The organism is Epilithonimonas sp., from assembly GCF_056329745.1.
The window spans coordinates 36,404-55,670 of the sequence record NZ_JBWEYV010000021.1; the positions used below are offsets into that span (position 1 = coordinate 36,404).

At 39.7% G+C, this 19,267-nt stretch carries 21 protein-coding genes; 10 read left to right on the forward strand and 11 right to left on the reverse strand.

Going from position 1 to position 19,267, the window contains the following annotated elements; all coding sequences use genetic code 11:
• Window positions 1-7 precede the first annotated feature (7 nt).
• The 3 genes from AC00Y6_RS13550 to AC00Y6_RS13560 are packed head-to-tail and all read left to right on the forward strand — an operon-like array spanning window position 8 to window position 2,552.
• Window positions 8-1,393 carry a lactate utilization protein B gene (locus tag AC00Y6_RS13550; RefSeq protein WP_474491145.1) on the forward strand — a complete coding sequence of 462 codons (1,386 nt, stop codon included), beginning with the start codon at window positions 8-10 and terminating at the stop codon, window positions 1,391-1,393.
• Window positions 1,386-1,979: a LutC/YkgG family protein gene (locus tag AC00Y6_RS13555; RefSeq protein ID WP_474491146.1), complete on the forward strand. Its 594-nt coding sequence runs from the start codon at window positions 1,386-1,388 to the stop codon at window positions 1,977-1,979. The genes AC00Y6_RS13550 and AC00Y6_RS13555 overlap by 8 nt, the downstream gene beginning before the upstream one ends.
• Window positions 1,980-2,552 (forward strand): 5'-methylthioadenosine/S-adenosylhomocysteine nucleosidase family protein, encoded by a 573-nt coding sequence (locus tag AC00Y6_RS13560; protein ID WP_474491147.1) that lies wholly within the window; start codon window positions 1,980-1,982, stop codon window positions 2,550-2,552.
• 33 nt (window positions 2,553-2,585) lie between these two features.
• On the opposite strand, the gene AC00Y6_RS13565 is transcribed toward AC00Y6_RS13560, so the two are convergent.
• On the reverse strand, window positions 2,586-3,320 hold the full coding sequence (locus tag AC00Y6_RS13565; RefSeq protein WP_474491148.1) for a DUF1835 domain-containing protein: 735 nt from the start codon (window positions 3,318-3,320) through the stop codon (window positions 2,586-2,588).
• A gap of 3 nt (window positions 3,321-3,323) precedes the next feature.
• Window positions 3,324-4,364 (reverse strand): GMP reductase, encoded by a 1,041-nt coding sequence (locus AC00Y6_RS13570; protein WP_474491149.1) that lies wholly within the window; start codon window positions 4,362-4,364, stop codon window positions 3,324-3,326.
• Between the two features lie 33 nt (window positions 4,365-4,397).
• Between AC00Y6_RS13570 and AC00Y6_RS13575 the strand changes: the two genes are divergently transcribed.
• Complete coding sequence (locus AC00Y6_RS13575; RefSeq protein ID WP_474491150.1) at window positions 4,398-5,642, forward strand: glycosyltransferase; 1,245 nt, start codon at window positions 4,398-4,400, stop codon at window positions 5,640-5,642.
• Window positions 5,643-5,776: 134 nt separating this feature from the next.
• On the opposite strand, the gene AC00Y6_RS13580 is transcribed toward AC00Y6_RS13575, so the two are convergent.
• Together AC00Y6_RS13580 and AC00Y6_RS13585 are read right to left on the reverse strand one after the other, a co-directional pair.
• Window positions 5,777-7,765 (reverse strand): TonB-dependent receptor domain-containing protein, encoded by a 1,989-nt coding sequence (locus AC00Y6_RS13580; RefSeq protein WP_474491151.1) that lies wholly within the window; start codon window positions 7,763-7,765, stop codon window positions 5,777-5,779.
• A gap of 74 nt (window positions 7,766-7,839) precedes the next feature.
• The gene (locus tag AC00Y6_RS13585; RefSeq protein WP_474491152.1) at window positions 7,840-8,226 is read right to left on the reverse strand and encodes a hypothetical protein; all 387 of its coding nucleotides are present in this window, start codon (window positions 8,224-8,226) and stop codon (window positions 7,840-7,842) included.
• A 128-nt stretch (window positions 8,227-8,354) separates the two neighbouring features.
• On the opposite strand from AC00Y6_RS13585, the gene mutS reads away from it, so the two are divergent.
• Window positions 8,355-10,910 (forward strand): DNA mismatch repair protein MutS, encoded by a 2,556-nt coding sequence (gene mutS / locus AC00Y6_RS13590; RefSeq protein ID WP_474491164.1) that lies wholly within the window; start codon window positions 8,355-8,357, stop codon window positions 10,908-10,910.
• 2 nt (window positions 10,911-10,912) lie between these two features.
• On the opposite strand, the gene AC00Y6_RS13595 is transcribed toward mutS, so the two are convergent.
• The gene (locus tag AC00Y6_RS13595; RefSeq protein ID WP_474491153.1) at window positions 10,913-11,089 is read right to left on the reverse strand and encodes a hypothetical protein; all 177 of its coding nucleotides are present in this window, start codon (window positions 11,087-11,089) and stop codon (window positions 10,913-10,915) included.
• A gap of 104 nt (window positions 11,090-11,193) precedes the next feature.
• On the opposite strand from AC00Y6_RS13595, the gene AC00Y6_RS13600 reads away from it, so the two are divergent.
• Window positions 11,194-11,607 (forward strand): ribosomal maturation YjgA family protein, encoded by a 414-nt coding sequence (locus AC00Y6_RS13600; RefSeq protein WP_474491154.1) that lies wholly within the window; start codon window positions 11,194-11,196, stop codon window positions 11,605-11,607.
• Here AC00Y6_RS13600 and AC00Y6_RS13605 read toward each other — a convergent pair.
• Both AC00Y6_RS13605 and AC00Y6_RS13610 read right to left on the reverse strand, forming a co-directional pair.
• Window positions 11,560-11,892 carry a bacteriophage spanin2 family protein gene (locus AC00Y6_RS13605; RefSeq protein WP_474491155.1) on the reverse strand — a complete coding sequence of 111 codons (333 nt, stop codon included), beginning with the start codon at window positions 11,890-11,892 and terminating at the stop codon, window positions 11,560-11,562. The two genes, AC00Y6_RS13600 and AC00Y6_RS13605, sit on opposite strands and share 48 nt — an antisense overlap.
• A gap of 42 nt (window positions 11,893-11,934) precedes the next feature.
• On the reverse strand, window positions 11,935-13,140 hold the full coding sequence (locus AC00Y6_RS13610; protein ID WP_474491156.1) for a BaiN/RdsA family NAD(P)/FAD-dependent oxidoreductase: 1,206 nt from the start codon (window positions 13,138-13,140) through the stop codon (window positions 11,935-11,937).
• Between the two features lie 77 nt (window positions 13,141-13,217).
• Here AC00Y6_RS13610 and AC00Y6_RS13615 point away from each other — a divergent pair, with 77 nt between their 5' ends.
• From AC00Y6_RS13615 to AC00Y6_RS13630, 4 genes are read left to right on the forward strand one after another with little or no spacing between them, the layout of a single operon-like run.
• Complete coding sequence (locus AC00Y6_RS13615; protein WP_474491165.1) at window positions 13,218-13,721, forward strand: acyl-CoA thioesterase; 504 nt, start codon at window positions 13,218-13,220, stop codon at window positions 13,719-13,721.
• A 29-nt stretch (window positions 13,722-13,750) separates the two neighbouring features.
• Window positions 13,751-14,803 (forward strand): thiamine-phosphate kinase, encoded by a 1,053-nt coding sequence (thiL, locus tag AC00Y6_RS13620; RefSeq protein ID WP_474491157.1) that lies wholly within the window; start codon window positions 13,751-13,753, stop codon window positions 14,801-14,803.
• Window positions 14,804-14,854: 51 nt separating this feature from the next.
• Complete coding sequence (locus AC00Y6_RS13625) at window positions 14,855-15,658, forward strand: M48 family metallopeptidase (protein ID WP_474491158.1); 804 nt, start codon at window positions 14,855-14,857, stop codon at window positions 15,656-15,658.
• A gap of 24 nt (window positions 15,659-15,682) precedes the next feature.
• Window positions 15,683-15,961, forward strand: coding sequence for a hypothetical protein (locus AC00Y6_RS13630; protein ID WP_474491159.1), 279 nt, complete (start codon window positions 15,683-15,685; stop codon window positions 15,959-15,961).
• On the opposite strand, the gene AC00Y6_RS13635 is transcribed toward AC00Y6_RS13630, so the two are convergent.
• The 4 genes from AC00Y6_RS13635 to AC00Y6_RS13650 all read right to left on the reverse strand — a co-directional run bounded on the left by AC00Y6_RS13635 (window position 15,958) and on the right by AC00Y6_RS13650 (window position 19,194).
• On the reverse strand, window positions 15,958-16,803 hold the full coding sequence (locus AC00Y6_RS13635) for an AraC family transcriptional regulator (RefSeq protein ID WP_474491160.1): 846 nt from the start codon (window positions 16,801-16,803) through the stop codon (window positions 15,958-15,960). The genes AC00Y6_RS13630 and AC00Y6_RS13635 overlap by 4 nt on opposite strands.
• 216 nt (window positions 16,804-17,019) lie before the next feature.
• Window positions 17,020-17,640 (reverse strand): outer membrane beta-barrel protein, encoded by a 621-nt coding sequence (locus AC00Y6_RS13640; RefSeq protein WP_474491161.1) that lies wholly within the window; start codon window positions 17,638-17,640, stop codon window positions 17,020-17,022.
• Window positions 17,633-18,442 carry an ABC transporter ATP-binding protein gene (locus AC00Y6_RS13645; protein ID WP_474491162.1) on the reverse strand — a complete coding sequence of 270 codons (810 nt, stop codon included), beginning with the start codon at window positions 18,440-18,442 and terminating at the stop codon, window positions 17,633-17,635. The genes AC00Y6_RS13640 and AC00Y6_RS13645 overlap by 8 nt, the downstream gene beginning before the upstream one ends.
• The gene (locus AC00Y6_RS13650) at window positions 18,442-19,194 is read right to left on the reverse strand and encodes an MlaE family ABC transporter permease (RefSeq protein ID WP_474491163.1); all 753 of its coding nucleotides are present in this window, start codon (window positions 19,192-19,194) and stop codon (window positions 18,442-18,444) included. The genes AC00Y6_RS13645 and AC00Y6_RS13650 overlap by 1 nt, the downstream gene beginning before the upstream one ends.
• Window positions 19,195-19,267: the final 73 nt, after the last annotated feature.

Sequence of the window (19,267 nt, forward strand, 5' to 3'; positions counted from 1 at the left end):
AAATCAAATGGGAAAAATAAACGTAGAAGATAATGCGCGCAAATTCATCAAGCAGGATGATGTGCACGAAGCGCAACACGATAAAAATCTTTGGAATGCCGTTATGAAACGCGGTACTGTAGCATCACGAATCCCCGAGTGGGAGGAGCTACGTAACTTGGCATCCCAAGTCAAAGAGCATACTTTAACACATCTGGATCACTACATTGAGATGTTTGTGGATAATGCTGAAAAAAATGGTATTAAAGTGCATTTTGCAAAAGATGCCGATGAACACAATGCCATTGTGTATGACATTCTGCAATCGAAGGGTGCTAAAAGAATTATCAAGAGCAAATCGATGCTGCAGGAGGAATGCGGAATGACACCATTTCTGGAAGAAAGAGGCATCGACGTCTTGGAAACCGACTTGGGAGAACGCATTCAGCAGCTTTCTCATGAGCGTCCTAGCCATATTGTGATGCCAGCCATCCAAAAAACAACCGAAGATATAGCGCAGCTTTTTGCCAAGACTATTGGTACAGATCCTAACGATGATGATCCTCATTCATTAACAGAGGCCATGCGTAATAACGCTCGGCCTAAGTTTCTTGTAGCAGATGCCGGGATGACCGGGGCAAATTTTGCGGTTGCCGAGACAGGAAGTTTTGTGGTTTGTACCAATGAAGGTAACGCAGATCTTACAGCAAGTATTCCACCACTTCATATTGCCAGTATTGGAATCGAAAAATTAGTTCCTAAGCCAGAAGATTTGGGCGTTTTTATACGACTGTTGTCAAGAAGTGCTTTGGGAACTCCCGCTACCCAGTACACATCCCATTTTTCTGGTCCGCGTGAAGGTTCGGAGATGCACATTGTACTTACCGACAATGGCAGGAGCAAGAGGCTATCTATGGATAAATTCTGGCATTCTCTCAAATGTATCCGTTGCGGTGCCTGTATGAACACCTGTCCTGTTTACAGACGTAGTGGGGGGCTGTCCTATGGTGCCACGTATTCTGGTCCAATTGGGATTATATTGGATCCTACATTTGATGAAGATACTTATTCAGAATTGCCATTCCACTCATCATTATGCGGCTCTTGCACCGAGATTTGTCCGGTACATATTAATATTGCCGATCAGATTTTAGAGTGGCGAAAAGTGATGATGGAGAAAAAGAAAACACCATTTGGGAGACGTTTGGCTTTTGCGGCGGCGGACAGGTTATTGGGCAGCTCAAAGGCATTTGAAAAAATGGAAAAGGCGACGTACAGTTTACTTAATGTTCTGCCAAAATCTTTGCTGGAAAGTAGCACGCTGGATCCATGGGTAGAAGACCGGGAACTTCCTGATATTCAAAAAGAAACTTTCAGAGATTGGTACAAAAAAAACAGGAAAGAAAATGACTAAAGAGGAATTACTGAGCAGCGTACGATCTAACCTGCAAAACCGTGAAAAAGTTGATTATCCCCATATCCCGGATTACAGGCATCCGGAGAAGGATCTTAAGGCGACCTTTGAGGAGAATGCCAGAATAGCAGCTGTTGATTTTTATGATGTTTCTTCTATAGAAGAAGCACAGGAGATTATGAATAAAAAACTCCCCGATGTAAAGGTAATATGTTCTGCTACACCAGAATGGATTGGCAATCAAGAAATTAAAGTTGATAAGCCAGCAGATCTTAATCATGTGGATTTAGGCGTTTTCCGCGCCGAGTTTGGCGTAGCGGAGATGGGAATGGTTTGGGTGACTGAAAAGTCATTGGTGACCAATTCTTTGGGCTACCTTTCCCAGCATTTGGCTGTTCTGCTGGATCCCAATGATATTACGGAGAATATGCATACAGCTTATCAAAGAGTGGAACTGCCTGCCGCGCATTATGGCTGCTTTGTTATGGGGCCATCGGCTACGGCGGACATCAGTGCAGTGTTGGTACACGGTGCGCAGGGTGCCCGTACGTTGACGCTTTTCTTTTTGAAAAAACCAAGCCTGTAAATGACCATCAACGGTAAACAATACCACAATGTACTCCTGGTATTTGCACTGGAGTCCGAAGCAGGGAACCAATTTGATAACTATAATAAAATCTTTGTAGGCATAGGGAAGGTGAAGGCGACTTATAACCTCACCAAAGCTATTTATAAAGAGAAGCCGGATTTGATAATTAACCTGGGAACGGCAGGAAGCACCGATTTTAGCCGTGGCATGGTTGTCTGTTGCAGCTGTTTTATCCAGCGGGATATGGATGTAAGAGCTTTGGGTTTTCAAAAATTTGAAACACCGTTTTCTGATGAACCTATTCTTCTGGAATATGGATTAAATATAGCAGATCTTCCAAACGGAATCTGCGGTTCCGGTGACCAATTCGAAATGGAACATATCAATCCGGAATACAATGTCATCGATATGGAAGCTTTTGCATTGGCAAAAGTTGCAGAGCAGGAAGGAATCGATTTCCTTTGTCTCAAATATATTTCGGACGGTGCAGACGGCAATGCAGCCGATGATTGGATACAAGAAGTCAAAAAAGCATCGATAGCTTTGAAAAGTGAATTAGATAATCTTTAATAACAAAACCAGCCGGACTTTGGCTGGTTTTGTTTATTTTTCCTTGAAAATTTTCTCAAAAATCTTCTTTACTTGTAAATCTCCAAAACCAAAAATTCCTAATTCTTCCTGAAATTTTTTAAAAACAGAATCAAAATCGATCAAACCATTTTCAAATTGATTTTTTATAAAATCTTTTGGTTTTATGTTGATGTAAGCGTCAATAACTTCTCTCAAAAAATGAAAACAATTTGATTGACTTTTAGATAATTGTCTCAAAGAATTGATGTCATTATTTTCATAAGCTTTCAAAAGTTTTATAGCTAATTCAATATCATTTCCATTAATTAAAACTTTGGATTTTAATGACTTTTCCAAGTCTGATTTATTTGAACCGTTAAAACCTTTCCAATCATTTTCAAAATCTTTTTTAGGGAAAACCCGATAGATTTTTAAGCCATTTCTATTTGAAAGTAAGGAAATACAAAACCACAAATTGACCTGACAGAACAAATCATCTTCAAACCAAAGATTAACTTCAGAATTCTCCGGAATATTCAGAATCTTTTCAAATTCTGTAACCGATTTTTCGTAATAACTTTCTTTGGTAACATTGTAATCTTCCGCAACAGATTGGGCTCTAATTTTCCAAAATTCTTCCAGAGAATCAGCATTCAAATTCCCGGAAACCAAAGCTTCCCGACAAACAATAATATCGCCGTGGATTGAAGTTTTCTTCAAATCTTCAGCAAGATAATCGCCATTGGTTATATGAAAGATAGGTTCCAAGTTTTATCCGTTAAAAATCTGGTTTTCCTGCTCTTGTACACGGATAAATGTTGTTCGTTTAGAAAGCTCTTTCAACTTAGATGCACCCACATAAGTACACGTTGAACGAACGCCACCCAAGATATCTTTCACGGTTTCTGTAACCGGGCCTTTGTAAGGAACTTTCACCGTTTTTCCTTCAGAAGCGCGATATTCTGCAACACCGCCGGAGTGTTTATCCATCGCGGTTTGGGAACTCATTCCGTAGAATAACCTGAACGTTTTTCCGTTTTCGGTAATCAGTTCGCCACCACTTTCGTCGTGTCCGGCAAACATGCCGCCCAACATTACGAAATCCGCACCGCCGCCAAAAGCTTTTGCCACATCGCCTGGCACTTTGCAGCCACCGTCACCGATGATTTGACCGCCCAATCCGTGCGCCGCATCAGCACATTCTATAATCGCGGAAAGTTGAGGATAACCAACGCCCGTTTTCACCCGGGTTGTACAAACTGAACCCGGCCCAATCCCGACTTTGATGATATCTGCACCAGCTAAGATTAATTCTTCCACCATTTCGCCGGTAACAACATTGCCTGCAATAATAATTTTATCAGGAAAATTCTGACGTGCTTTTTTCACAAACTCTACAAAATGTTCTGAGTAGCCATTAGCAACGTCAATACAGAGAAACTGGATTTTTGGGTTGATATCCAAGATGGTTTTGATTTTCTCTGCGTCGGCTTTTCCGGTTCCGGTACTTAATGCGATGTATTGGTAGAAATCATCGTTTTTATCTTTCAGAAAATCAGCCCATTCCTGTACCGAATAATGTTTGTGGACAGCAGTAATAATTTTGTCTTTGGACAAGGCTTCTGCCATTTCAAAAGTGCCTACCGTATCCATATTGGCGGCAATCAGCGGAACGCCGCTCCATTTTTTCTGAGTATGAAGAAAAGTAAATTCCCTTTCTATCGTCACTTCTGAGCGGGATTTGAGTGTAGACCGCTTCGGACGGAACATCACATCTTTGAACCCTAACTTGATTTCGTTTTCTATTCGCATAGATCAAAATTAGCATTATTTTTTGTTTTAAGAATGTCTATTTTTGCCATTGTGAAACATCTTGTGATTATTGGCCTCGTGATTCCCGAGCCGGCTTCTACAGCTGCGGGACACAGGATGATGCAATTGATTCGGCTTTTTTCTGAGGCTAATTACCGGATTACATTTTTGACGGCCTCTAACAATGTCGAGTTTTCCGAAAAAATCGAAACCCAGAAAATCGAGATTAATAGTGAAAGTTTTGATGAAAAAATCAAAGAACTCAATCCTGATGTTGTACTTTTTGACCGCTATGTGACCGAGGAGCAATTTGGCTGGCGCGTTTCTGAGAATTGTCCTCAAGCAATCAAAATTATTGATACAGAAGATTTGCATTTCCTGAGGGAAGCAAGACGAAAAGCTTTTATTGAGAAAAGAAAAGTCAATAATGAAGATTTGGTTAATGACATTTTCAAGCGCGAAATCGCGTCTATCCTGCGTTGTGATTTGTCACTCATTATTTCTGAATTTGAATACCAATTGCTGACAGAAACGTTCAGAATCAACCCAGATATTCTGTTTTATATTCCATTTTTGACAGAGACAATTGAAAAAAATAAAACGGATTTTAATCAGAGGCAAAATTTTGTAAGCATCGGAAATTTCCTTCACGAACCGAATTGGCAAACCGTTCTCAAACTGAAATCCATCTGGAAAAGCATCAGAAAACAACTTCCGGGTGCGGAGCTTCATATTTATGGAGCTTATGCTTCGGAAAAAGTTTTCCAATTACATAACGAGAAAGAAGGCTTTGTGGTAAAGGGTAGGGCAGAAAATGTGGAATCAATTTTTAACCAGTACAAGGTTTTGCTGGCGCCGATTCCTTTTGGTGCAGGCTTGAAAGGCAAGCTTTGGGAAAGTATGCAATTCGGGTTGCCCAATGTGACGAGTTCTATAGGTGCCGAAGCGATGCACAAGAATTTGCCGTGGAATGGCTTTATCGAAGATTCTGACGAACAATTTGTTAAAAAATCTGTAGAATTGTATCACAATCAATCGGTTTGGAACCGGTCTAACGAAAATGCTTTTGAGATTTTGAATCAAGTTTTTAATAAAAACTTGTTTGTCAATCGGTTTTGGAGTAAGATTTCGGAAATCGAGAATAATCTGGAACGTCACCGGACAGAAAATTTCCTCGGGAAAATCCTGCAGCACCATCATCTGAATTCGACCAAATATATGAGTCGCTGGATCGAGGAAAAGAATAAAAAAGTGGAGTCTAAGGGAACTCAACCTTGAAGTCAATCTCGCGGACAGAATCAAAACAGCAACAATTCTGATTCTTTCTCCGTCAGCTGATGGAAAACCGAGGAACAGAATAGGCTGTAAACAAAAAAGCGGTCAACTAAGACAGCTTTTTTGTTTAATTCAGGCTAAAAATCATAAGAATATGACAAGCCAACATTTCTTCCCGGCATCATAATTCGTTGGGTATTTTTATACAGCGTGCGGTTGAGGTACTCGGTGTAGTTTCGGTTGAGGAGGTTATTAACATCCAGGCTAAAACGACCGCCACGGAAAATTTTGTAACCCAGGTGCAAATCCAACAGTGAAAAATCAGGTGTTTCCAATTCCGAAAAATTTGGATTGATGCGCTTTTGCTTTCCTGCAAAACGGTAATTGATGCTTCCGAAAAAAGATCCTTTTTCAGCAGCCAATTTCCAACGGATATCCAAAGGGGCAATTTCCGGCAAAGGGTTTTTGTTGGTAAGATCTTCTGCATAGGTGTAAGCAGCGGCAACTTCGGAGTGAAAAATAGCATTGATATGCCATTTTATCTGGGTCTCAAAACCTGTTCTGTAAGCTTTCCCAATGTTTTGAAACTGTCTGGTTCCCGGCGAAGACATCGATAATGGTTTCAGGTCTGTTCTCACGATTGCGGAGATATAATTTTCCATCAGCGAGTAAAAAAGATTCAGCTGGACATAGAACTTGGGATGAGGTTTCCATGTATAGATCAGGTCTGCCTGATTATTGGTTTCCGGTTTCAACAGTGGATTTCCTACATATTCGTAGTTATCATTTCCCACAGGGTATTGATTGATAAAACGTTCTGTAAGGCTGGCACTTCTCTGCGCCCTGCCTATCCAAAGCGATATCTGTGAATCATGATCCAAACCTTGCTCATATCCTGCGCTGATGTTGTGATTGAGTTGTCTTGTATCCATTTTCCCATAAAGCTTTTGGAAGAGTGAGGCCTCCTCTGAGGCGCTAGCACTGTTGTAATCCATTCTGTAAGAGAATTTTAAACTAGATTTTCCAGAAGAATATTGGTATTCATTAAACCATCCCGCCTGATAAATCCCGGAATCCTGCCAGCTTGTGCCGTCGCGCTTCATTGGCATTGCCATCGCCATGGTGAGTGACGTGTTTTTTGCACTTTCGTTTTTATAATCTAGGCCGGTATAGAGTTGGTGTTTTCCGGTAACCAGCTTCAGTTCGCTTCTCATACCGTAGGTTCCAGAGGAAACATCAGAAACCATAGATCGGTTTTCGGTTCCCATAGAATGATGAACGGTTGAAGAATAAGCATTAATATTGAATTGCTTTACCAAAGAATGATGAAACTCTGAATGATGCATCCATTGGAACATCCAGGTTTTATCATAAAGCAATTTCATAGACAACGCTGGAAAATCGGTATTTCTCCCTTGGTTCGTGTTGGTTTGGAAAGTGGTATAATGGTCACGGTTCCAGCTGTAAGTGATTTTATTCCCAAAATTGTAACGTTCAAATTGAGCCGGGATGGTATTGCCGGCTCCATCTTTGTAATCCTCACCTTTTTGGTATGCCCCGGAAAACTGGACGATTATTTTTTTTGACCGGAGGTTTAGCATGGCTTCATTTCGAGAAATGTTTCCATTGCTTTCGTACGAAGTTGATAATCTGCCGTCAGCTTTTAAACTATCCGAAAATTCCGGCTTAAAACTCACAAAATTGACGCTGGCTCCCACAGAAGCACCAAACCTGAAAAAGTAAGGGCCTTTATAAATTTCCACTTTCTCAATCTGGTTCATATTGATTTGTGATGCAGGCGCGTCCATACGGCTGGGACAAGCTTGGATGGCATTTTGTGCGCCATCGGTAATGATGTTCAGTTGTTCATATTTGAAGCCGCGAAAAACCGGGTCTGTGGAGTAGTTTCCGGATTTTCTTACGCCAGAGAATTCTGGGATAGAAGTCAGAAACTTACCCGCATCATGATTGAGCCAGTCTACAGACTTCGTGTGGATTTTTTTATTTTTTGTAGAAAAATTGGCATTTAAGATAACCCGTTCTATCGGATGGTAAATTGTATCGTTCTGCGCAAGGAGCATCGCATTGGCTCCTAAAAATATAAGTTGTACAAATTTAGCTTTCATAAAATTTTAGAAAAGTAAGGTTAAGCCACGATGTTTATGTCGCAGCAATTTTGATTTCAAAAATGTTGGGATTGCTAAGCTTGAGGAGGTTTTGGGAAACAGGAAGTAAAACCTGTTTTAGGATTTTTTTGATAATCAGAAAAGGTAGGATTGGACCTCACTTCAATTAATTTTGGTATTCTGAAAGCAGAAGCAAAGTCGTTGATTAAGGAAAACTCAAAGCCTAATTTGCTTCCGTTGAGGTCAGAGCTTTGTTTCTCAGATTCTTTGGTGGACTGGCATTTTCCGTGGCAGCTCAACTCGGGTTTGTTTTTGTTGATACAGTGTGCTTCGTAAAATTGACGGTTCATCTGATAATCAAAAAAGACCAGCGATTTTTGAAAACCCGCCAGAAATACGAACACCGATAAAAAAATGATATATATCTTTTTCACCACTACAAAAATACAGGTTTCTATCATTTTAAAAAACTTGAATAATATCATGAATCACAGAAGTCCCGTTAGTAACTTGATTTCTCTGCCGGGCGATAATTTTGTACTTTAGCGCATCAAAATATGTAGCAGTGGCAAAGAAAGAAACCCCGTTAATGACGCAATACAATACCATCAAGGCCAAATATCCTGATGCATTATTGCTGTTCCGCGTGGGCGATTTCTACGAGACTTTTGGGCAGGATGCCATCAAAACATCACAAATCCTTGGCATTGTATTAACCAAAAGAGCCAATGGCGACGGGCATATTGAGTTGGCCGGATTTCCGCATCATTCTGTGGATTCTTATTTGCCAAAGTTGGTAAGAGCTGGGATGCGTGTTGCGATTTGTGACCAGCTGGAAGATCCCAAATCAGTCAAAGGTATTGTAAAACGCGGCGTAACAGAGTTAGTGACACCTGGTGTAACGTTTAACGATCAGGTTTTGTCTTCCAAGAAAAATAACTTTCTGCTGTCGCTTCACAAAGAGAAAGAAAAATACGGAATTGCACTTGTGGATGTTTCTACCGGGGAATTTCTCGTCAGTGAGGGGAATCTTGAAAAGCTGCTGCACATCGTACACACATTTGACCCAAGCGAGATTATTTACCAAAGAACTTCGGAGATCCCGAATCAGTTGAAGAATAAAAACGTTTTCAAGTTAGAAGATTGGGCATTCAGATATCCTTATGCTTATGAAAAACTGACCTCGCATTTCAAAACCCAATCTCTGAAAGGTTTTGGGATTGAGGATTTTAAACTGGGCATAACCGCTGCCGGAGCCATTTTTGCTTATCTGGTAGAAGATACGCACCACGCACTGTTGCAGCATATTACCAAGATTCAGGTGATTCCTCAGGATGATTATCTGATGATGGATAATTTTACGCTGAGAAACCTCGAAATTGTTTATTCGGCCAATCATCAAGGCAAATCTCTGCTGGATATTATCGACAAAACGGCCACGCCAATGGGTGGAAGGTTGCTAAGAAGACGTTTGATTTTGCCTTTAAAAAACATTGGCGATATCAACAGAAGGCTCAACCTGATCGAATTCCTCAACAAGGAAGATTTATTAAAATATGAAATCAAAGATTTGCTGAAAGGCATCTCGGATTTGGATAGATTAATTGGAAAATTGGCAGCGGAGAAGATTTCACCTAAAGAATTAGGTTATCTTCGACAAAGTATTATTAACATTAATGAAATCAGAAAAAATCTTCTGAAGTTCCCGGATGTTTTGGCTTGGATTGATCCTTTCATCAATCTTGAAGAATTAATAGATTTTATCAACAATCATTTGAATGACGAATTGCCAGTCAATATTAACAAAGGCAATGTCATCAGGGAAGGCATTTCGGAAGAACTCGATCATCTGAGAAATCTTCAAAGTAAAGGACGAGGTTTCTTAGACGAAATGTGCCAACGCGAAATCGAAAGAACCGGAATAACGAGTCTTAAGATTGATTTCAATGGTGTTTTCGGCTATTATATCGAGGTTCGAAATACGCATAAAGACAAAGTTCCAGAAGATTGGATCCGTAAACAAACTTTGGTTAATGCAGAACGTTATATTACCGAGGAACTGAAAGAATATGAAAATCAAATCCTCGGCGCTGAAGAAAAAATAGGGAAATTAGAATTTGAACTTTATAGAAATGTTTGTGAAAATGTCCTGATTTATATTGACCAATTGCAGGAAAACTCAAAATTAATTGGAGAATTGGATTGTGCAGTAGGACTGTCTGACCTTTCGGTTGAAGACAGTTATACCAAGCCAATCCTGAACGAAACTTTTGCTATTGATATCAAAGAAGGACGCCACCCCATTATCGAAAAATCGCTTCCGCTTGGCGAATCTTATATCCCTAATGATGTTTTTCTGGACAAGGATTCCCAACAGATCATTATGGTTACGGGACCCAATATGGCGGGTAAATCAGCGATTCTGAGACAAACTGCAATCATTGCTTTATTGGCCCAGATAGGGAGTTTTGTTCCTGCCAAACACGCTGAGATTGGAACATTGGACAAAATTTTCACGAGAGTTGGTGCCACTGATAATTTATCAGCCGGCGAATCGACTTTTATGGTGGAAATGAATGAAGCCGCGAATATCCTTAATAATATATCCGACAGAAGTTTGATTTTGCTTGACGAAATTGGACGCGGAACTTCCACTTACGACGGTGTTTCCATCGCTTGGGCCATTGCGGAATATCTTCATCAACATCCAACGCAGCCCAAAACCTTGTTTGCAACGCATTATCACGAATTGAACGAGATGTCCGTTAATTTCGAGAGAATCAAGAATTTCCACGTTTCAATCCAAGAAGCTAAAGGCAATATTATTTTCTTGAGGAAACTGATTGCAGGAGGCAGTGAACACAGTTTTGGTATTCACGTAGCAAAATTGGCCGGGATGCCTTCAAAAGTTGTGAATCGGGCAAACGATATCCTTAAAACTTTGGAGTCCAGCCGATCAACACAAGATTCTGGCGAGAAAATAAAACGGGTGACCGAGGAAAATCTTCAATTATCATTTTTTCAATTGGACGATCCTGTTTTGGAAAATATCCGCGAAGAACTCACGAAAATTGACATCAATACTTTGACGCCAATTGAAGCTTTGATGAAACTGAATGCCATCAAAAAAATGATTGGGAAATAATTCTATTTTGAGATCGTATCCCCAATATTTTTGTGGGAATTGGCCGCTGCTGAATCTATCCCGTCATTCCTGATACTGTCTGCACTTCGGCTTTTTTTGTCTTTATCAATTTTCCCTTTGTCTGGGATACAGCTGAAAACCAGTGATGATACCAAGCCTATAAATAGTAACTTTTTCATAATATTAAGATTTGATTTTAAAAACCGTTTCAAAAATCAAACCGAAAATAAATATGCTGGTTTTTAATACTTTCCCTAAGTTTGTTTAAACATAAATCCATTCTTTGAAAAACGTCATAAAGTTCAATCTCAAAAACCTGATGGTTGCGATCCTCCTATTTTTGATAGAGGTTCTCATCGCTACCAAGCTCAAAAACATCTTTTTTATCAGGGCTTATTTTGGCGATGTTCTGGTGGTGATGCTGATTTATTATTTTATCCGGGCTTTTATAAAAACAAATCCGATAAAGCTAATTACCGGAATTTTTATTTTCTCCTGTGCTATAGAAGGCTTGCAGTATTTGAATTTTGCAGAACGCTTGGGGTTTCAAAATAATCCCGTCATGATGACCGTTCTTGGCAATTCTTTCAGCTGGCTGGATATTGCCTGTTATGCCGCAGGTTGTATGATTCTTATGTTTATCAGTGGGTTAGATCGGGATAAAAACCACGGCAGCCGCAGCAATAAGTCCAATTAAAACCGACCCAAGAACATTCGCTTTTTTAATGTCTCTCACATCGGATCTTTCGATTTCAAGCTTTTCACCAGTTTTGGATTCGCCGTAGATTTTTGTAGAATCTACTTTCAGAACCTTTATTTTGTGTACTTTGGCATCATTGGTCTGGATGGTGTAGGTTTTATAAAGTACCAGCGTATTATCGTATAGTGGTTTGTTGGGAGCCATCACAGTAGTTTTGCAGGACACAAAAAGAAACAACATCACAAGTGGCAATAATCGGAGAAGATTCTTAGGATATTTCATTATGATCAAAAATTAAAGTTCAAATTTAGTCTAAATATTTAATTATAGTGAATTAAGATGCTGGGAAATCAGCCACGCCTCGCTCCAGCAAGCCTGGAAGTTAAAACCTCCCGTAACCGCGTCTATATCAAGAACTTCGCCAGCAATAAAAAAGTGGGGTAAAATCTTTGAAGACATATTTTTAAAATTAATTTCTTTCAGGTCTACACCGCCAGCCGTTACAAACTCATCTTTAAAAGTTGATTTGCCGCTCACCAACAGTTTTTTTCGGCAAAGATTGTCCAAAATTTGGTTCAGTTCTTTCCCGGAAAGGTTTGCAATCTGTTTTTCGGGATTGATTTGACAAACTTCAAGAATCTTGTTCCAGAAACGGTTGGTTACCTCAAATATCTTTGATTGGCCAATGGATCTTTTAGGATTTTGATTTTTAAAATGTTTCAGTGCTTCTTCAGCATCAGAAATAGGCATCGAGATAAAATTGACTTCAATCTCAAAGTTGTATTTCATTTTGGCGAGGTTTCTCGCTTCCCAAGCTGAAAGTTTGAGGACAGCAGGCCCCGAAAGTCCCCAATGCGTAATAAGCAGTGGCCCAGACTCTTCGGATTTTAACGAAGGAATTCTGACTTCTGCATTTTCAAAACTTGTTCCCGGCAAATCTTTCAACAAATCATCTTTTATATTAAAGGTAAAAAGAGAAGGGACTGGTTCCACAATTTTGTGGCCAAGTTGTTGGATAAGTTTTAAAGATTTTGGAGAACTTCCCGTGCTGTATAGGATAAAGTCAGCTTTGTAACTATCTGATTTTGTTTTAATAAAGTAAGAATTGTTTTCTGAGATAATTTCCAGAACGTTAGCCTGTGTCTTGATTTCGAAACCTTTTCTTCGGACTTCATCCAGCAAAATATTAATAATGCTTTGGGAAGAATCTGTTTCCGGGAAAATCCGGTTATCTTTCTCGATTTTTAACGGCACCTTTCTGGTCTCGAACCAATCCATAGTATCACCGGGCTGAAATTTTGTAAAGACACTCAGCAGTTCACGGTTTCCACGGGGATAAAAATTAACCAAATCTCTCGGGTCGAAGCAAGCGTGTGTTACATTACAGCGGCCGCCGCCAGAAATTTTCACTTTCTGCAATACGTCAGAATTTTGTTCCAGGATAGTGACATCGTACTTAGTCTCGTCTAGGTTGGCAGCGGTAAAAAAGCCTGCCGCGCCTCCGCCAATGATAATAACTTTTTTTTTCATTTCTATTCGATGCACAAAATTACATTTTTAATATCCACCCCAAATGGTTAATTTTGAAGAATATTAAAATCAAAACAATGTCTGTATATTACCATAAATTTGAAGTCCGCTGGAGTGATATTGATGCCAACCGCCATCTTGGGAACTCTACCTACGTGGATTATTGCTCACAAACCCGAATGGCTTTTCTTAATAAAAACAAGATTGGCTTAACACAGCTTAACCGTTGGGGCGTGGGGCCGGTGATGTTGCACGAGCGTTATTCTTTCTTCAAGGAAATCTATGCAGATCAAACTGTTTTTGTTGGTTTGGAAGTTTCGGCATTGTCCGAAGACGGTTCTATTTACCAGTTTATCCACAAGTTTTATTTGCCGGATGGTACACATTGTGCCACTGCAGAAGCCACGGGAGTCTGGATAGATATGATGTTGAGAAAAACGACCACGCCGCCTGAAGATATTATGGAGGTAATGAACGCCTTCCGATCAGAAAATGTGCAGACTATCTCAAAGGAATATCTAAGGACGTTGCCATTCCGTCCAGAAAATGTAGATCAATCTCTTTTCGAAGAAGTGAAATAAGTAAGAATTTTATCATTAAGTAAATTAGAATGTTAGAAGATAAATCGCAAGAATTAACACCCATTTCCAAACTTGGAGAATTTGGATTGATCAAACACCTTACGGAGCATTTCCCGGTTGTTCAGACCTCTACAAAATTGTCTATTGGAGATGATGCTGCTGTGATTGATCCAGAAAATCAAAAAGTAGTGGTTTCTACAGATATGTTGGCAGAAGGTATTCATTTCAATCTGGGCTATGTGCCGCTGAAGCATTTGGGTTACAAAGCCGTGGTGGTGAACCTGAGCGATATTGCCGCTATGAATGCAACGCCAACACAGGTTCTGGTTTCCGTTGCTGTTTCCAACCGTTTCCCTGTAGAAGCGCTGGAAGAGATTTATGCCGGGATTGCATTGGCTTGCGCCCGATACAAAGTAGACTTAATTGGCGGAGATACAACAAGTTCCAATGCTGGTTTAGTCATTAGTGTTACTGCGGTAGGATTGGGAGATGAAGCCAAAATCGTTAAAAGAAGCGGGGCGAAAGCCAATGACCTTTTAGTAGTCACAGGCGATTTGGGAGGTGCTTATTTGGGTTTGCAAATCCTTGAAAGAGAACATTCGGTTTATCTGGCTAATCCTAATATGCAACCGGAGATGGAAGGCTATGATTATATCCTAGAAAAGCAACTGAAACCAGAGGCGAGAACCGATATTAAACAAAAACTGGAAGAGTTGGGCATTGTTCCCACATCGATGATTGATGTGTCCGATGGTTTGGCATCCGAGGTTCTGCATCTTTCTGATCAGTCCAAAGTAGGCTTCCATATCTATGAAGAAAAAATCCCGATGGATGAAACATCGATTTCCACAGCTGATGAACTGAACCTTAATCCTGCAATGGCCGCCCTTAACGGAGGCGAGGATTACGAATTGTTATTGACAATTTCACCTTCGGATTTTGATAAAATAAAGAATCATCCAGACTTCACGGTTATTGGTCATGCCACAGATGAATCGCAAGGCAACTTTTTGGTCGCTAGGGGATCCAATCAATTAGTGCCATTAACGGCACAGGGTTGGGATGCATTTCTCAACAAATAATAATATTTGGAATAAAACTTGTAAAAACCATTTGATATAAACATTTAAGCGATGAAAATCTTAAAAATTTCAGCACTTTTGGTAGCAGGACTTGGTGTTACTGCCTGTGTTACCAATCCTATTACTGGGCGTTCATCCATCCAGTTTGCTAATAACTCTGATATTGCAACTGCAGCAGCTTCGGAATATAGGACTACCTTGTCAAAAGCAAAAGTAATAACAGGCACTGCAGATGCCAACAGGATTAAAACAGTGGGAGCAAGAATCAAGAATGCAGCTTACGCCTATTATAAGAGTATAGGTAGGGAGTCTGCATTGGCAGGCTATAGCTGGGAATTTAATCTCATTCAGGATAATCAACTTAATGCTTGGTGTATGCCGGGCGGTAAAGTAGCATTTTACACAGGAATTATGCCGATTTGTAAAGATGACAACGGCGTTGCTGTAGTCATGGGACATGAGGTTTCGCACGCTTTGGCAGGCCATGGAAATGAACGCATCTCGCAAGCGATGATGGCACAATATGGCGGATCCCTTTTGGGCGGCAGCACTAATAGTTCTCAGCTAATGAACGTTGTTAAGCAATTATATCCTTACGGCGCTCAAGTTGGCCTATTGGCTTATGGCAGAAAGCAGGAGTCGGAGGCCGATGAAATGGGACTTTACCTGATGGCAATGGCTGGTTATGACCCAAGGAATGCAACTGCTTTTTGGCAAAGAATGGAAAATGCCTCTTCGGGTAACAGAGTGCCAGAATTTTTATCCACTCACCCTAATCCCGAAAATAGGATTGCAGACCTTAATGCTGATATGCCAAAAGCATTGCAATATTACAAGGCTGCTGGAGGTAAGTAGAAAACTTTAAAAATAATAAACACGATGAAAAGTTTAATTGTAATTGGATTGATATTGCTTGGTCTTGGAGCACTCCTTTGCTACCTTAATGATATGGCTATTGATCTAAGAGTCATTTATGGTGCATTAAGTGGCATTGGGATTGGCCTTATTATTGGTGGTCTCGTCGGCTATGTTAGCAAAGGAAATGCAGTAAAAGAAGCCAAAATAAGACAAGATTATAAACAGTTACAGAAAGAAAAAGCCGAGTTGGAGAAACAGAAAGTTATTAATGATTCTAATAACGAGAATCTCTACTCCTAGAGGTTTTTAATAAATTGTCCCGGCGTTATCTTAGTATACTTTTTGAAAATCTTATTAAAATAAGTGATATTATTAAAACCTGTAGCATAGCAACTTTCTGCTATGCTTTTTTCTTGGGACAGTAGTATGCACGCTTTATCAATCCTATATCTGTTAACAAATTCTACAAAAGTGAGGGAAGTGGCTTTTTTAAAGAAATTGCAGAAGGCCGGCTTGGTAAGGTTCGCCAATTCTGCAGCCTGCATTATGTCGATGTCGCTTTGATAGCCATTCTCTACATAGGTAAAGACAGCCTCCAGCCTGGTACGATTTCTGGATACAATGGTGTAGGGCATAACCTCGGTATTCATCAGCTCAAAATCATCAGTTTTTGACAAATCATGAAGAATCTCTAGGAGCAAAAGGAATCTTCTGTAACCTTCTGCCTGGCTCATATTCTCAAGTTTTGGGATGATTTCTGTTTTTACTTTTGAAGAGAACAAAACGCCATAACGGGAGATCTCTAGCAATTTTTTGATGGATTGGGCTTCGGGTTCATTCTCCGGTAGGGCAAGAATCTCTTCTTTGAACTGAACAACAATTTCCTCATGTGGATCTGTGGCATTAAGCCCAAAACCCGAATGTGGGATGTTTGATCCTATTAATGCCAATGCACCATCTTCAAAATGGCTTTTATGATAGCCCACATGCCGTGTGCCCTTGCCATTTTTTACGCAAACAATTTCCACCTCAGAATGGTAATGGTACTGCCAGTTCAGTTCAGAAATAGGCACATCCTTGATATGCAGCACTTTGAAAGAACTGTTATCGTCTGGCTGGATATGTTCAAGTATAACTTTCATTCCTGTTAATATCAATTCAAAACAAAAATAAATAATTTAGATTAATATCGTTATATTTTTCATTTATTAAGTTAAATAATCTCTGAAACAGAGCCAGTACATTTGTAATACAGAAATGCTATTCTCACGAAGGACATTTTTGTAAATTTTTAAGGTCTATATATAAAGAATGCCGGAAAATATTTTCCAGCATTCTTTTTTTGATGTTTTAATAACTTAGTTAAAGTTGTAGCCAATCCCCAGAATAAACATTCCCGGGCGGTTATCATATCTGATTTCTTCACCAGAAACATTATTGATAAATTTCCTTGTATCCTTGGAAAAAGCACCTTCATAACGTGCATTCACTACAAAGTTAGAAAGCGTAGCCTGTGCACCAAACTGATAACCAACGGTAAATTCTTTGGTTGCATTCTCTTTGAAATTAGAAAATGTATTGTTGGTAGTAAGGTTGTATGACGCTACAGGACCTGCGAAAGCTGCTAACTTACCCAAAAGAAAGTTATGACCTACCATAACAGGAACATCAATTCGGTTGCTTTTTGCTTCCACCGTCACGTCACCTTGTGTTAAGGTAGTGGCAGTTGCTTCATTTTTGATAGAAGTATAGTAAATCTCCGGCATTACAAACCATCCACCTACCGGCGCACCAATTTTGAAGGCAAGCCCGGCATTGAATCCTGTGTTAGCTTTTTCTCCTTTCAAAGTATTGGTGAAGTTCTCCCAACTCGCAGAAGAGGTATTGAAAAGCGCGTTGGCTCTCAATCCTACAGTCACTTGCGAATAAGCCATCATTCCTAGGAATAAAGCCAGTGTACTAATTAATTTCTTACTCATTTTCATTGTTTTCGGGTTTATTGTGTGTTAAACTTGTCTGATCATTTTCCAGCATAAACTCTCGTAATTGTTTAAAGAGTTCTGATGAATAAACGAAATCTAATAGGTTTTTATTTTTTGCGGTAGCTAATATGTCTTTATTACCTTCCCATTCTTTAACGCCCAGCCTTAGATAAAGAATCTTTTCTCCGATGGTCATTACAGAGTTCATATCGTGCGTATTGATAATAGTGGTGGTATTGTACTCTTTGGTGATTTCCATCAACAGATCATCAATTACGTTGGATGTATAGGGATCCAGCCCAGAGTTGGGCTCATCGCAGAAGAGGTATTTGGGATTATTGACAATTGCTCTTGCAATGGCTACCCTTTTTTGCATCCCTCCCGATATTTCCGAAGGGAATTTTTTATTGGCATTTTGCAGGTTAACCCTGCCTATAACTTCCAAAACTTTTCGTTTTTTTTCACGAAATGTGAGATTGGTAAACATGTCCAGCGGAAAACTGATGTTCTCCTCAACAGTCATGGAGTCAAACAGAGCACTTCCCTGAAAGACGGTTCCAATCTCGGAACGCAGGGATTGTTTATCTTCTCGGGACATCGTCATGATATCTCTGCCATCAAATGAAATACCACCGCTGGATGGTTCATAAACATTGAGAAGGCATTTCAGGAATACCGTTTTCCCGGAACCACTTTGCCCAATAATAAGGTTAACCTTACCGGTTTCAAATGTTGTGGAGATACCCTTAAGAACCTCAACGTTATCAAAACTTTTCCTTAAATCTTTTACCTCTATCATTAGCTAAGTAACATTTGAGTTAATAATAAATCTACGATAATCACTGCAATCATTGTCCATACAACGGCCTGTGTACTGGCTCTTCCCACTTCTAATGACCCTCCTTTTACATTATACCCAAAATAGGCGGGGATTGTTGCTATTAAAAATGCAAAAACTGCAGTTTTAAGAAAAGCATACCATATAAAATAAGATGGCATATACATCTGGATTCCAGTGATATAATCTGCTTTTGTCCAGTTTCCAGTTGCAACACCTGCAATATAGCCACCCCAAATCCCAACTACGATACTGATAGCAATTAGAAGAGGGTTAAATATAACGCTGGCAACAATTTTTGGTAATATTAAAAAATTGGGCGAATTAACCCCCATGATATCAAGTGCGTCAATCTGCTCCGTCACCCTCATTGTACCAATACTGGACGCAATGTAAGACCCCACTTTTCCAGCAAGGATGACCGAAATAATGGTTGGCGAAAACTCTAATATCAACACCACCTTTGTCGCATAGCCTATAAAGCTATTAGGGATAGGGAAGGAGGATGCACTAAAGTTATTGTACATCTGTATAGCAACAACAGCGCCCACAAAAAATGAGGTAAAAAGAACCAACCCAAAGGAATTGACTCCTAAATCATAAAACTCTCTTACCAGTAGCTTGAGATAAACGTTTCTTTTTTGCGGTTTGTTGAGAACCTTGCCCAAAAGCAAAAAATACTCGCCAATGGCTGTAAATAGTTTCTTTAACATTCGGCTAAATTACTTCTTTTAACTCGTAGTGCATTATTAAATTAATTCAATTTTAAGTCTATTCATTTTTCTA